Raw genomic sequence first — 12,860 nt, forward strand, 5'->3', positions numbered from 1 at the left:
TCAATGAGTTTTAATAACTCATTGATCCTGCATTTAAAAGTCCAATTGAAATTGATAAAAATGCCATCAAAATTCCAACAGAGATAATTCCATCTGAAATCTTAGTTTTAAAAGAATATTTTCCACCAAGTCTTGTCACTACAAATGCAAACACTAATTGAATCAAAATAGCAATAAATCCCCAAATAGCAAAATCTATATAAGACACAGAATGAACTAAAGCACTATATAAAGGTATAGATACCCCAATAATAGCTCCACCAAAACCAAGAGCTGCTGCTAGATTGTTTTCTTCAAAAATAAGTTTGTAATCATCATAAGGTGTAACAATCGCATATAAATAAAGAAAAATAATCACTAACAATACAGCTGTGAAAAAGAAGCCAAGAAAGGCTGTAAATAATTCTAATTCCATTTTAAATCCTTTTTTGAGAATTCTAACCAAAAGAAGCTATATGATTTATTATTGTAAAATTCTTTTTAGAAAATAAAAAGACATTTATCATAATATAAGGATTCAAATGAACATAGAATTTAGATTTTTACAAAAAGCTATCGAAGATAAAAACTATGTGACTTTTTCTTATGAAAATAATTCATTTAAGCAAATAAAACCTCTAAGAATATCTAATAATGTTGTGAAATGTGATGTGGGAAGTTTTGAGATTAGTAAGATTAAAAAACTTACTATTTTGAAAGAGAGATTTTAAATACTCTATTTCTTATTTTTTAAATATTTTGATGCTTGATTAGCACTTAAACCTGATTTAGAGCAAGCGCTACTAAATGTCTCTTTTGTTTGTAAAAGTCTTTTTAAAACCTTGTATTTATATTCTAATGTTAGAACAGTCATTTTTATCCTTTTAATTTTTTAATTTCTTGATTGATTTATATTTGAAAATATAGTTTTCCAGAAGTTTAGAAGAGAGAATAGTCTCAAATAAAACATTAGAAACTAATTTTTTAGTTTCTAAGTTTCATCTTTTTTATGGAAACAATTAAAGTGTTTCTACACCTGTAGCATGTTCACCTTTTTGGTTAACACCAATATTAAAAGATACTTTTTGACCATCAGCTAATGAAGCTTTTCCATAACCTCTGTTATTAATTTCATTATGATGAACAAATATATCTTTACTGTTGAGCCGCTTGCAAATTCCACCATCATAAACTAGTGAATTTGTAAACCTACTAAGCTTATCAAGCAGATCTTTTAAACTTTTAATCATTTTACCGCTTTATGGGTCAATTTTAGATAAAAAACTATTATTGGGTGCGTGCTTGATGGTTGAGTTTTAAAAATGGCTAATTTTTAGTGTTTTTAGCTAAAAGTTATGTTACCAGTTTCAAACTCTGATGAATACAAACTGATAAAATACCAAATGCTAAAACAGAAGCTACTTTTGTAGCTCCTTTATAATAAATATTACTGCATCCAAAGTCTTCTTTGAGGTATTTATTGACTCTCTCAACCATACTTCTTTGATTATAGTGATGGGTATCTAAACTTTGAGTAAGGTTTAGAATTTTAAATTTCTTTTTTTCATCTTTTATAAGTTGAATTTTTTCTTTTAACTCTTTGGAGTTCTTCGGATTGATATCAATAAGCGGTCTATGATTTAGTTTTTTGGAAAAATCTCTGATAATATTGCTGTCGTATCCTGCATCTTGTAAGTCATAAAGATATGATACTTTTTTGCTTGTCTCGTTTATAAGAGGAAGTGCTACTGAGCTATCATGAACATTTGCCCCTGAATAAATAGCAGTAATAGGGATATCTCCATCTACTACACTGATATGGAGTTTCCCTCCTATCCATGTTTCAAAGTTGCCTTTGGAATTCTGTTTTCTTCCAACTCCACACTGCGTTGATACCAAAGATAGCATCTGCTTTGTGGTTTTCATATCTTCTTGTTGCTGCAAGATACTGGGTGTTTTAGGCTCTCTTGTTTCACCTTTTTTAGGTCGTCCTCTTCTTTTTGGTTTAAACTTTTCTTTTTCTACTTTTACAGGTTTTTCTCTCAGTGGTATTTTTGTTGCATCACTTGCATTATAAAAAAAGAGTGTATCCCTTAGATACTCCTTCACAAACTGCTCATGCGTCTTTTGTGCAATTTTAAGCTCACTGAGCTCCTTAAAGACTCTACTAAATTTAGACTCACTTGGAATATCGTTTTTATATCTCCACCCACACAAGATCCTCAGCGTTCTATCACTATGAAGTCTATCGATAAGGTCTCTGGTTGTTTGGATATTGTAAACACTCTTTGCAATAAATGCTCGTGCAATCTCTTCTCTATGCTTTGGAGTGTTTGTAATAGATACGACAGTGATATTTTTTTCAATCGCAGCAAAGTCTAATATCTTAATAAGCTTTTGCTCTTTATTTGACAACTCTTCTAATTGAAGCTCTCTTTTCAAAGAAGGAAAAAGTGAATTTTCAAGATTTAAAACCTTAGTCCACATTTTAGATAGACTTGAAGATATTTTTGGTAGAATAATTTCCATAAGTTGAATCGCTCTTCTGTTAAATTTTTGTAGTAAAAAATTATAACTTATCTGAAGTTTGATTCAACTTTTTAAAATTTAAATCAGCTTAAATTACGGGTTGTTTTTTATAATCTGCAAGTGGCTCTGTTATCTTCTAATTGGATAAATCCAAAACCTTTTTCGCTATTGAACCATTTTACTGTTCCGTTATATCTATTTGACATAGAATTCCTTTTATTTTTAATACTTCATTTATGAAGTTTTAGTAAAGTGTAACCAGATTTTAATATTTTGAGAGTAGTGTATTAAGTATAGTGTTAATAAAAAAGCAAACAATGTATAAGTACTAATTTTTTCTTTAAGTTTGTACATACTATCTGAAAAAACTAATAAAAGCAAGCTTTTTTAAAAACTTTGCATTTTTTATGAAAACAAGTAATGATAAATTAATAAAAAAACACTTTAATTTGCTAAATTTTTTCCAACCAAATACCCACTAGCCCACGCAAACTGTAAATTAAAACCACCCCTATTTCCAACGATGTCTAAAACCTCGCCAGCAAAATACAATCCCTCGCACTTCTTACTCTCATAAGTTCTATTATCAATTTCAACAGTCCTTACTCCACCGCCACTAGCTTCTGCATGACCGAAACCTTGGGTATCAATAACTTTTAGTTTCCATTGATTTAGTTGATAAGCTATTGCTTTAATTTGTTTTGCATTTATATCTCTTGCTAATGTTTCTATATTTATCTTACAAATATCTAGTAAAACTGGTGCGATTTTATTTGATACCATTCCAGTTAGTAAATCAACTGCTCTTTGATTTGGTACACTTTTAAATAAACTTTGTATTTGGTCGCCTAAATCATTTCTATTTATTTTTGGAAAGAAATTTATAGCTATCTTCACATCTTGATATAAAGATAGATGATAAGAAGCTAATTGTGAGATATCAAGTATTGCAAAACCTGAAACACCATATTTAGTAAAAAGTACATCTCCATATATCTCTTGCTCTAAATTTCCATCAATATATAATGATACATTGCACTCTTTTTTTACCCCTTGAAGTTTTCCACCATATACTTCACTTGTCTGCAATCCTACAAGGGATGGATATGTTATGTTATATGAGTGTCCAAATTTTGAAGCAAAATCTAGTCCGGATTCATTTGCTTTTAGTTGAGGAGCTGCACCTAAACCATTTGAGATTACTACTTTATCATATCCTTTAAACTCATTTTCATCAGTTTTAATATCAAACTTATCTTCGATTTTTTCAATATCTTTTATAAATGTCTTCGTATATATATTTACATCTAATTCTTCAAGTGTTAGTTGAAGTAAGTTTACTACTGATTTTGCTTCATTTGATAATGGATAAACTTTATTTGTTTCTTTTATATCTAATAATAATCCAATAGATTTACAAAACTTTTCAAAATCATTAAAAGTAAATTGTTTTAGCGCATAAGATACGAACTCAGGATTTTCTCCTAAATAGTTTTTTTCACTAACTTGAGAATTAGAGATATTACATCTACCATTTCCACTTGCTAATATTTTTTTACCAATTCCACTATTTGCATCAAATAGGTCTATATCTATATTTTTATTTATTCTTTTAGCTGTAATAGCAGCCATAATTCCTGCTGCGCCTGCTCCAATAATTGCTACTTTCAAATCATATCCTGCAAAATTTTTTTTATTATAATCAAATGAAGCAAAAAAACAAAATATTCCAAAATTGAGTAACTTTTGAGACATTCTTAGGATATAATTTTTTCATGTCTTATTTTAGGAGTTATTATGTCTAAAGACATAACAAAAAAAGAGATTTTATGGAAAGCCGAATATATTGTAAATATTGAAGCAATTGATAAAGAACATAAAAATCTTTTTGAATTGTCACAAAAAGCTTTAGAGGTAAATTCAGAACTAACACTTAATAGTGATAAAGAAGATTTAAAAACAATATTACTTAAACTGTTAAAATATCTAAAAATACATTTTATAAATGAACAAAACTATATGAAATCAGTTAATTATCCAGATTATGAAAATCATCTTCTACTTCATAAGTATATGGTAGAGGAATTAATAAATCTAATAAAAAATATTGATAAATACAATTTCAAAGAGACTGAAACTCTTTTATATGAATTTATTAAAGAGTATTTTTTGAATCATATAATGACGGAAGATAAAAAAATAGCTATTTGGAATACCCCAACACAAAATTTGAAAGATAGGATAGCTTGGAAAGATATTTATAAAGTAAATAACCAATTTATAGATAAAGAGCATCAAGTTTTATTTGATATAGCAAGGGAGGCTGTTTCTATAAAAGGTACACACCAAGAAAAAGTTCAAAAATTAAAAACTATTATTTCAAAACTATATGATTATATGAAAACACATTTTAAAAATGAAGAAAAACATATGAAGTCAATTAAGTACCCAAAACTTGAAGAACATATTAAATTCCATGAAGGAATTATTATCAGCTTGAATAACTTTATAAAAAGAATTCCAACTATTCATATTGATGAATTTGAAAAAGAGTTAGTAAAAATGATTGATATAACACTACTTCAACATATAATCCAAGAAGATAGAAAGATTATACAATGGGAAAAAACTAATAAAAAACAGCAAACCAAATAGTTGGCTTATCAAGGGAAGTAAATTTTACTCTATGTTTTTGCATCGCAGAGATATTTAAACAATCACCTTTTTTTAACTGGATTTCATAATCTTCAAATTCAAGTATAGCAAATCCCTCAAGAAGTAAAATATATTCACTTTTTTCTTGCTCATACCAAAAATTATCTGGTGATTTTTGACCATTTGAAACAATTTTTTCTATTTTTATCACATCATTTTTAAAAATTTCAAAAAATTTTTCATCTTTTTTATCATATGGAATTTCATCAAATATATTATATTTATCTTGTTTCATCTTGTAACCACAATATTGATTTTTTGGTATTTTAACCTAATTTTTCTTAATCATGTTATATAATCTCTATAGATTTAATCAACATTAATTAAACCCCCTATTTTAATGGTCATTATATTAATTGTGATTAAATTACTTGACATTAATAAAAAAATGTTCTATAATTCCAACATACAAAAGGTTGCTAGAACAAAAAAAGGAAAAAAAGATGCAAAAAGATACAATTGCAATACACGCTGGTTACGATAAAAAGCAAGGTAACGGAGAAATGGCAGTTCCTATTTCTCAAACTACTGCTTATGCTTTTAGAGATAGTGAACATGCAGCAAATTTATTTGCTTTAAAAGAATTAGGACCAATCTACTCAAGATTAACTAATCCTACAAATGATGTTTTAGAGCAAAGATTTGCACAGCTAGAAGGTGGGGCTGCAGCTATTACTGTTTCTTCTGGTCAATCTGCAATCTTTTATGCAATAGCAAATGTTGCAGAAGCTGGTGATACAGTTTTAATTTCTGATAAATTATATGGTGGGGCTGTTACACTTTTAACATACACGATGAAAAGGTTTGGAATCAAAACTAAAGTATTCAAAAGTGCTGATGCTAGTGATTTAGAAGAACAAATTGATGATACAACAAAAGCGATTTTCTTTGAATCATTATCAAACCCACAAATTGCAATTGCTGATGTTGAAAAAATCGTAGAAATTGCAAAAAGAAATGGTGTATTAACTATTTGTGACAATACTGTTGCAAGTGCAGCACTGTTTAACCCTATTAAATGGGGAGTTGATGTTGTTGTACACTCAACTAGTAAATACACAAATGGTCAAGGTACAGCAATTGGTGGAATTATTGTTGAAAGAGATGGTTTAGCAGAGTTTTTTAAAGAAAATTCAAAAAGATATTACCACTTTGTGCAACCAGATGTTTCATACCATGGATTAGTTTATGTTGATGTTCCACTTCCAAACTTTTGTTTAAGAATTAGATTAAACTTATTAAGAGATATTGGTGCAACAGCTGCTCCAATGGTATCTTGGATGTTACTTCAAACTGTTGAGACTTTATCTTTAAGAATGGATAAACACTCAGCAAATGCACTTGAAGTAGCTAAGTTTTTAGAGTCTCATCCAAAAGTAAAAGCAGTTAATTACCCTGGATTAGAATCAAATGCATATTATGAAAAAGCACAAAAATACTTCAAAGATGGAAAAGCATCAGGATTAATTTCTTTTGATGTATCTTCTTTTGAAGAGGCAAGAAAGATTATTGACAGTACTAAACTATTTAGTGTTGTTGTAAATATTGGTGATAGTAAGTCTTTAATTACTCATCCAGCTTCAACTACTCACTCTCAAATGACACAAGAGGAGTTAAGTGCAGCGGGAATTAATCCAGTAACTATTAGATTATCTATTGGATTAGAAGATACTGCTGATTTAATTGAAGATTTAAATCAAGCTTTAGAGAAATAAGAAGTTAAAATGCCTTTAATATCGACAAAAGGAGTATATGGATTAACAGCTATGTACGAATTAAGTAAGCATACTGATAACTCTCCCATGCAAATAAAAGAGATTTCAGCAAATGCAAATATTCCTCAAAACTACTTAGAACAACTTCTAAGTAAACTTAGACGAGCAGAGCTTGTTCAAAGTATAAGAGGAGCTAGAGGTGGATATAGATTGGCTCGAAAAGCCCAAGATATTAAGATTGTTGATATCTTAATTGCACTTGAAGATGATATTAAAATTGCTGATGTGAAAGCAGATAATCCAATTTTAAATATCTTCTTTGATGAGTCAAAAGAGAGAACAAAAAAGATTTTTGATATTTCACTAGATAAACTAGATGATTATCAAGATAAATACAACGAATTTTTACATTATAGTATATAAAGAAAGGATAAACCTATGAAATACGCAAAGAATATTACAGAGTTAATTGGAAATACTCCATTAGTACAGTTACAAACAGCAAGTAAAGAAAGTGGTGCTACAGTTTTAGGAAAATGTGAATTTATGAACCCTTCACATTCAGTAAAAGATAGAATTGGTACAAATATGATTAAAACAGCAATTGAAGCAGGATTAATCAAAGAAGGAACAACTGTTATCGAACCAACATCAGGAAATACTGGTATTGCTTTAGCTTCAGTTTGTGCAAGTTTAGGAATTAAACTTATACTTACAATGCCAGCTTCAATGAGTATCGAAAGAAGAAGATTATTAAAAGCTTTAGGTGCACAATTGGTATTAACAGAACCAGAAAAAGGAATGAAAGGTGCTATTGAAAAAGCACAAGAATTAGCAGCATCAACTTCTGATTCATTCATTCCACAACAGTTTGGAAATGCAGCAAACCCAGATATCCATAGAAAAACAACAGCTGCTGAGATTTTAGCTGATACAGATGGAAAAGTAGACATTCTAGTGGCTGGAATTGGTACAGGTGGTACTATTACAGGTGTTGGTGAAATATTAAAACAACATAATCCAAATATCAAAGTAGTTGCAGTTGAGCCTGAAGCATCTCCAATTTTAAGTGGTGGAAAACCAGGTCCTCATAAAATTCAAGGTATTGGTGCAGGTTTTGTTCCAGATATTTTAAATACTGAAGTTTATGATGAAGTTGTTCAAATTTCAAATGATGATGCAATTGCAAGTTCTAGAAAACTTGCTCAAAGTGAAGGATTACTAGTTGGTATCTCTGCAGGTGCTAATGCTTTAGCAGCAGCACAAATAGCAGCAAGACCTGAAAACAAAGGAAAAACAATCGTTACAATTCTTTGTGATACGGGTGAAAGATATTTAAGTTCAGGACTATACGATTACGACGAAGAGTAAATTACTCTTCTGTAATCCGTCCTATTTTATAGGAGAAAAATAAATGCACGAAAAGCCTTATCGGTCAGTTGTTAAAACCATATCATGGCGAACACTTGGTACTTTAGATACTATAATCATCTCTTATTTTATTACTGGGAACCTAGTAATGGCAGCTTCTATTGGCTCAATTGAAGTAGTTACAAAAATGATTTTATATTATTTCCATGAAAGAGCTTGGAATAAAATTTCATTAGGTAGAGTAAAACCAGCAGAAAATGATTATCAAATTTAAGGAAAGAGATGAGTAAAAAAGAGTTAGCAAATAAATTAAACGAAGAGTTAAAAAATAAATCAACTGCTGAAATTGTTGAGTATTTTTTAACTTCTTTTGACAATGTTGCCTTAAGTTCAAGCTTAGCAGCAGAAGATCAAGTTCTAACAGATATGATGCTAAAAATAAAAGATGATGCAAATATCTTTACACTTGATACAGGAAGATTACACCCTGAAACTTATGATGTAATGGATGCAACAAATTTAAAATATGGAATTAAAATAAATGTATTTTTTCCTGATTCAAAATTAGTTCAAGAGTTATATCAAACTCAAGGTGTAAATGGTCAATATGAAAGTATTGAAAATAGAAAAAACTGCTGTGGAATTAGAAAGATTGAACCTTTAAAAAGAGCATTAAGTCAACTTGATGTTTGGATTACTGGACTTAGAGCTACTCAAAGTGTAACAAGAGTTGATATGCCACTTGTAGAATGGGATGATAACTTTAATGTTATCAAAGTAAATCCAATAATTAATTGGAATGAAAAAGATGTATGGAATTATATTAAAGAAAACAAAGTTCCATACAACAAGCTTCATGACCAAGGTTTCCCAAGTATTGGATGTGCTCCATGTACAAGAGCAATAAAAGAAGGTGAAGATATTAGAGCTGGTCGATGGTGGTGGGAAAACCCAGAACACAAAGAGTGTGGTTTACACAAAAAATAATGGAGAAAAATTAAATGGAAATAAGCCAAGAGAGATTAACACATCTAAAACAATTAGAAGCAGAATCAATGCACATAATGAGAGAAGTAGTAGCAGAGTTTTCTAACCCTGGTATGCTTTATAGTGTAGGAAAAGACTCTTCTGTAATGTTACACTTATTACAAAAAGCATTCTATCCTGCACCACCACCGTTACCTTTAATGCACGTGGATACTAAATGGAAATTTAAAGAGATGATTGAGTTTAGAGATAGACGTGCAAAAGAAGTAGGAATGGAGTTAATCGTTTACTCAAATCCTAAAGGACTTGAAATGGATATCTCTCCATTTACACATGGTTCTGCACTTCATACTGATATTATGAAAACTGAGGGATTAAAAAATGCTTTAAATATCCAAAAGTTTGATGCAGTATTTGGAGGTGCACGAAGAGATGAGGAAAAATCTAGAGCAAAAGAGAGAATCTACTCTTTTAGAGATAAAAACCATAGATGGGACCCAAAGAACCAAAGACCAGAATTATGGAATATCTATAATGGAAAACACACACAAGGTGAGTCAATTAGAGTATTCCCTTTATCAAACTGGACAGAACTTGATATTTGGCAATATATCTATTTAGAAGAGATTCCAATTCCTGATTTATATTTTTCTAAAGAGAGAGAAGTAGTTGAATATATGGGAACTAAAATCATGGTTGATGATGATAGAATGCCTGAAGAATTAAGAAAGACTGCTAAAAAAGAGAATGTAAGATTTAGAACACTAGGATGTTATCCTTTAACAGGTGCAGTTGAAAGTGTTGCGACAACTCTTCCTGAAATTATTCAAGAGATGCTTGTATGTACAACAAGTGAAAGACAAGGAAGATTAATAGATAGTGATGGTGATGCATCAATGGAGAAAAAGAAACAAGAGGGGTATTTTTAATGGCACATCAAGGCGATTTAATTTCAAAAGATATAGAAGCATATCTTAAAGAGCATGAGAATAAAGAGATTCTTAGATTTATCACTTGTGGATCTGTTGATGATGGTAAATCAACATTAATTGGAAGACTTTTATATGATTCAAAAATGATTTTTGAAGACCAATTAGCAGCTATTGAAAAAGATAGTAAAAAAGTTGGAACAACTGGTGATAAAATTGACTTAGCACTATTAGTTGATGGATTAGCATCTGAGAGAGAACAAGGTATTACTATTGATGTTGCTTATAGATTCTTCTCAACTGATAAAAGAAAGTTCATTATTGCAGATACTCCAGGTCACGAACAATATACAAGAAATATGGCAACAGGAGCAAGTACAGCTGATGTTGCTATTATCTTAATTGATGCAAGAGCTGGGATTTTAACTCAAACTAAAAGACACTCTTATATTGCTTCATTATTAGGAATTAAAAACCTTATCGTTGCAATTAATAAAATGGATTTAGTTGATTTTTCACAAGAAGTATTTGAAAATATTAAAAGAGATTACAATGATATTATTTCATTCTTACCTCATAATAAAGATTTAAATATTCAGTTTATTCCTATTTCTGCTTTAGATGGAGATAATATCTTAACTAACTCAGAAAAATCACCATGGTATACGCAGAAGCCTTTAATGCAGTTATTAGATACTATTGAGATTCATAAACAAGAGTCTAATTCATTTAGATTACCAGTTCAATATGTGATTAGACCTCACTTAAACTTTAGAGGTTTTTCTGGAACTATTACAAGTGGAACAATAAGTGTTGGTGATGAGATTACTGTATTACCTTCAAGAAAGACAAGTAAAGTTAAATCAATAGTATCAAATGATATTAAAGATTTAAGACCAATTGGAAAAGATGAAACTGTTGAAACTATACAAAAAGCATTTGCTCCAATGGCAACAACAATTACACTTGAAGATGAGATTGATATTAGTAGAGGGGATATGATTGTAAAATCAACTGATATTCCTAAAGTATCAAATCACTTATCAGCAATGGTAGTATGGATGGATGAAACACCATTAAAGTTAAATCAGAATTATGTGATAAAAAGAGCAACATCAGTTATAAATGGAGCATTTAATTCAATAGAGTTTAAAAAGAATATTAATACATTTGATGAGATTGATGCAGATGAATTAGCATTAAATGATATTGCAAAAGTTACATTATCATTAGATAGAGAAATTGCAGTTGATCCATACCATGAGAATAGATACACTGGAAGTTTCATTATTATTGATAAATATACAAACTCAACAGTAGGTGCTGGTATGATTGTATCTTCTATTGAAGGGTTTGCACATCTTGAAGAAGAGCAAAAAGTTTATTCTCAAGCTGAAGTTGAGTTAAATGCTTTCATTAGAAAAAACTACCCTGAGTGGAATTGTAAGGCTATCTAATGTCTAATAATTTAGCATTGAATATTGAGCAAATAAAAAAAGAAAAAGATGGATTAGATGTTTTAGGTGACATCTATATCCATGCTGTTTTAGGAGAAAAAATTCCATCAGAAGATCTACATAGATTACAATGGTATGGTATTTATGCAAGTGATGAAACTCAAAATTCATTTGAATTAAAAATCCCTTTAAATATGGGAGAACTTTCACTAAAACAATTAAAAGTTCTTACTCAGATTTCTCAAGAATTTGCTAATAACTCCTTAACTTTTAGTAATGAACAAAAAGTTGAACTTAAAGATATAAAAATATATAACTTTCCAAAGATTTTTAATCTTTTAAAAGAGGTGGATTTAACTACATTTTTTGAAGCAGGTCATACTGTTAGAAGAGTAATTACATGTCCATTAAATGGTATTGATAATGAGCAATTAATTGATGTTAGCTCTTTTGTTGAACAACTAGACAATACATTTATTGGGAATAAAAAATATTCAAATATGCCTAATAAACTTCAATTTTCCATAAGTGGTTATGAACAAGGTTGTGAACTATCTTTTACTCCCGATGTAAGCTTTAATGCATCAACTGACAGTAAAAATAAAATTATATTTTTAATTAAACTTTGTGGAGAAGATTTTGGATATGTTTATCCATCTCAATTAGTTTTAACAGCTAAAGCTATTGCCAAAATATACAGAGATTTTGGAAATAGAGAAGATATAAATAACAGCTCATTTGAAGCATTTTTAGAAGATTGGGGAGTTGCTAAATTCTATGATTTACTTAATTCCTCTTTACCCTTTAATGTTAAAAATAGCTCACAAAACAACAATGTATGTTTTATAAAAAAACCAAGAATGGGAATTCATCAAAGTGCTATTGAAGGTCAAAGTTATATTGGGTGCTTACTTAATAATCACTCACAAAAAAGTGAAACTATTTCTAAATTTACTCAAGTTTTAGAAAAATATAATGCATCAAAAATAAAAATTACTCACAAAGGTAATATTATAGTTTTAGATGCTCCTTCACAAAATGTAAATGAATTTGCACTAGAATTAGAAAAAATCAATTTTAATCCTTTCGTATAAACGGAAGGGTTGCTTACTAAAAGCAACTTCTTATATTAAATAACTTAAAATTATAAGCATAATAATTAGGACTAATTAACAATA

At 29.5% G+C, this 12,860-nt stretch carries 17 protein-coding genes; 10 read left to right on the forward strand and 7 right to left on the reverse strand.

The genetic code is table 11. The annotated features are described in order from the left end of the window. Window positions 1–10 precede the first annotated feature (10 nt). Window positions 11–415 carry a DUF350 domain-containing protein gene (locus APAC_RS12985; RefSeq protein ID WP_130234510.1) on the reverse strand — a complete coding sequence of 135 codons (405 nt, stop codon included), beginning with the start codon at window positions 413–415 and terminating at the stop codon, window positions 11–13. Window positions 416–521: 106 nt separating this feature from the next. Between APAC_RS12985 and APAC_RS12990 the strand changes: the two genes are divergently transcribed. Continuing rightward, complete coding sequence (locus APAC_RS12990) at window positions 522–710, forward strand: hypothetical protein (protein ID WP_130234511.1); 189 nt, start codon at window positions 522–524, stop codon at window positions 708–710. 5 nt (window positions 711–715) lie between these two features. Here APAC_RS12990 and APAC_RS13305 read toward each other — a convergent pair whose 3' ends face one another. From APAC_RS13305 to APAC_RS13010, 5 genes are all read right to left on the reverse strand, one after another. After that, the gene (locus tag APAC_RS13305; protein WP_170170170.1) at window positions 716–853 is read right to left on the reverse strand and encodes a hypothetical protein; all 138 of its coding nucleotides are present in this window, start codon (window positions 851–853) and stop codon (window positions 716–718) included. A 145-nt stretch (window positions 854–998) separates the two neighbouring features. Continuing rightward, window positions 999–1,229, reverse strand: coding sequence for a cold shock domain-containing protein (locus APAC_RS12995; protein ID WP_130234512.1), 231 nt, complete (start codon window positions 1,227–1,229; stop codon window positions 999–1,001). Window positions 1,230–1,332: 103 nt separating this feature from the next. After that, complete coding sequence (locus APAC_RS13000) at window positions 1,333–2,508, reverse strand: transposase (protein WP_130233614.1); 1,176 nt, start codon at window positions 2,506–2,508, stop codon at window positions 1,333–1,335. Window positions 2,509–2,615: 107 nt separating this feature from the next. After that, window positions 2,616–2,714, reverse strand: coding sequence for a cold-shock protein (locus APAC_RS13005; protein ID WP_130234513.1), 99 nt, complete (start codon window positions 2,712–2,714; stop codon window positions 2,616–2,618). 238 nt (window positions 2,715–2,952) lie between these two features. Further along, a complete protein-coding gene (locus APAC_RS13010; RefSeq protein WP_130234514.1) occupies window positions 2,953–4,179 on the reverse strand; it encodes a BaiN/RdsA family NAD(P)/FAD-dependent oxidoreductase in 1,227 nt (408 codons plus the stop codon). A gap of 126 nt (window positions 4,180–4,305) precedes the next feature. On the opposite strand from APAC_RS13010, the gene APAC_RS13015 reads away from it, so the two are divergent. Continuing rightward, complete coding sequence (locus tag APAC_RS13015) at window positions 4,306–5,163, forward strand: bacteriohemerythrin (protein WP_130234515.1); 858 nt, start codon at window positions 4,306–4,308, stop codon at window positions 5,161–5,163. Here the strand turns inward: APAC_RS13015 and APAC_RS13020 are convergent. Then, entirely contained in the window at window positions 5,138–5,458 is a 321-nt protein-coding gene (locus APAC_RS13020; RefSeq protein WP_130234516.1) for a cupin domain-containing protein, read from the reverse strand. The two genes, APAC_RS13015 and APAC_RS13020, sit on opposite strands and share 26 nt — an antisense overlap. 208 nt (window positions 5,459–5,666) lie before the next feature. Here APAC_RS13020 and APAC_RS13025 point away from each other — a divergent pair, with 208 nt between their 5' ends. Genes APAC_RS13025 through APAC_RS13060 form a run of 8 tightly spaced genes read left to right on the forward strand, consistent with a single transcriptional unit; the run spans window position 5,667 to window position 12,776 of the window. Beyond that, window positions 5,667–6,938 (forward strand): O-acetylhomoserine aminocarboxypropyltransferase/cysteine synthase family protein, encoded by a 1,272-nt coding sequence (locus APAC_RS13025; protein ID WP_130234517.1) that lies wholly within the window; start codon window positions 5,667–5,669, stop codon window positions 6,936–6,938. A 9-nt stretch (window positions 6,939–6,947) separates the two neighbouring features. Then, window positions 6,948–7,361 carry an RrF2 family transcriptional regulator gene (locus APAC_RS13030; RefSeq protein WP_130234518.1) on the forward strand — a complete coding sequence of 138 codons (414 nt, stop codon included), beginning with the start codon at window positions 6,948–6,950 and terminating at the stop codon, window positions 7,359–7,361. A gap of 15 nt (window positions 7,362–7,376) precedes the next feature. Beyond that, entirely contained in the window at window positions 7,377–8,309 is a 933-nt protein-coding gene (gene cysK / locus APAC_RS13035) for a cysteine synthase A (protein WP_130234519.1), read from the forward strand. A 43-nt stretch (window positions 8,310–8,352) separates the two neighbouring features. Beyond that, window positions 8,353–8,583, forward strand: coding sequence for a DUF2061 domain-containing protein (locus APAC_RS13040; protein ID WP_130234520.1), 231 nt, complete (start codon window positions 8,353–8,355; stop codon window positions 8,581–8,583). Window positions 8,584–8,591: 8 nt separating this feature from the next. Further along, a complete protein-coding gene (locus APAC_RS13045; RefSeq protein WP_130234521.1) occupies window positions 8,592–9,296 on the forward strand; it encodes a phosphoadenylyl-sulfate reductase in 705 nt (234 codons plus the stop codon). A gap of 14 nt (window positions 9,297–9,310) precedes the next feature. After that, complete coding sequence (gene cysD / locus APAC_RS13050; RefSeq protein ID WP_130234522.1) at window positions 9,311–10,225, forward strand: sulfate adenylyltransferase subunit CysD; 915 nt, start codon at window positions 9,311–9,313, stop codon at window positions 10,223–10,225. Further along, window positions 10,225–11,682, forward strand: coding sequence for a sulfate adenylyltransferase subunit CysN (gene cysN / locus APAC_RS13055; protein WP_130234523.1), 1,458 nt, complete (start codon window positions 10,225–10,227; stop codon window positions 11,680–11,682). The genes cysD and cysN overlap by 1 nt, the downstream gene beginning before the upstream one ends. Continuing rightward, window positions 11,682–12,776: a sulfite reductase gene (locus tag APAC_RS13060; protein WP_130234524.1), complete on the forward strand. Its 1,095-nt coding sequence runs from the start codon at window positions 11,682–11,684 to the stop codon at window positions 12,774–12,776. The genes cysN and APAC_RS13060 overlap by 1 nt, the downstream gene beginning before the upstream one ends. The last annotated feature ends 84 nt before the right edge of the window (window positions 12,777–12,860 follow it).

The sequence above is a fragment of the Malaciobacter pacificus genome, from assembly GCF_004214795.1.
In the GTDB taxonomy this organism is placed as follows: domain Bacteria; phylum Campylobacterota; class Campylobacteria; order Campylobacterales; family Arcobacteraceae; genus Malaciobacter_A; species Malaciobacter_A pacificus.

Coding starts and splice junctions, on each gene's coding strand:
- APAC_RS13305 (WP_170170170.1), bottom strand. CDS start 853: ATGACTGTTCTAACATTAGAATATAAATACAAGGTTTTAAAAAGACTT.
- APAC_RS13045 (WP_130234521.1), top strand. CDS start 8,592: ATGAGTAAAAAAGAGTTAGCAAATAAATTAAACGAAGAGTTAAAAAAT.
- cysK (WP_130234519.1), top strand. CDS start 7,377: ATGAAATACGCAAAGAATATTACAGAGTTAATTGGAAATACTCCATTA.
- APAC_RS12995 (WP_130234512.1), bottom strand. CDS start 1,229: ATGATTAAAAGTTTAAAAGATCTGCTTGATAAGCTTAGTAGGTTTACA.
- APAC_RS12990 (WP_130234511.1), top strand. CDS start 522: ATGAACATAGAATTTAGATTTTTACAAAAAGCTATCGAAGATAAAAAC.
- APAC_RS13005 (WP_130234513.1), bottom strand. CDS start 2,714: ATGTCAAATAGATATAACGGAACAGTAAAATGGTTCAATAGCGAAAAA.
- cysN (WP_130234523.1), top strand. CDS start 10,225: ATGGCACATCAAGGCGATTTAATTTCAAAAGATATAGAAGCATATCTT.
- APAC_RS13025 (WP_130234517.1), top strand. CDS start 5,667: ATGCAAAAAGATACAATTGCAATACACGCTGGTTACGATAAAAAGCAA.
- APAC_RS12985 (WP_130234510.1), bottom strand. CDS start 415: ATGGAATTAGAATTATTTACAGCCTTTCTTGGCTTCTTTTTCACAGCT.
- APAC_RS13000 (WP_130233614.1), bottom strand. CDS start 2,508: ATGGAAATTATTCTACCAAAAATATCTTCAAGTCTATCTAAAATGTGG.
- APAC_RS13030 (WP_130234518.1), top strand. CDS start 6,948: ATGCCTTTAATATCGACAAAAGGAGTATATGGATTAACAGCTATGTAC.
- APAC_RS13040 (WP_130234520.1), top strand. CDS start 8,353: ATGCACGAAAAGCCTTATCGGTCAGTTGTTAAAACCATATCATGGCGA.
- cysD (WP_130234522.1), top strand. CDS start 9,311: ATGGAAATAAGCCAAGAGAGATTAACACATCTAAAACAATTAGAAGCA.
- APAC_RS13020 (WP_130234516.1), bottom strand. CDS start 5,458: ATGAAACAAGATAAATATAATATATTTGATGAAATTCCATATGATAAA.
- APAC_RS13015 (WP_130234515.1), top strand. CDS start 4,306: ATGTCTAAAGACATAACAAAAAAAGAGATTTTATGGAAAGCCGAATAT.
- APAC_RS13060 (WP_130234524.1), top strand. CDS start 11,682: ATGTCTAATAATTTAGCATTGAATATTGAGCAAATAAAAAAAGAAAAA.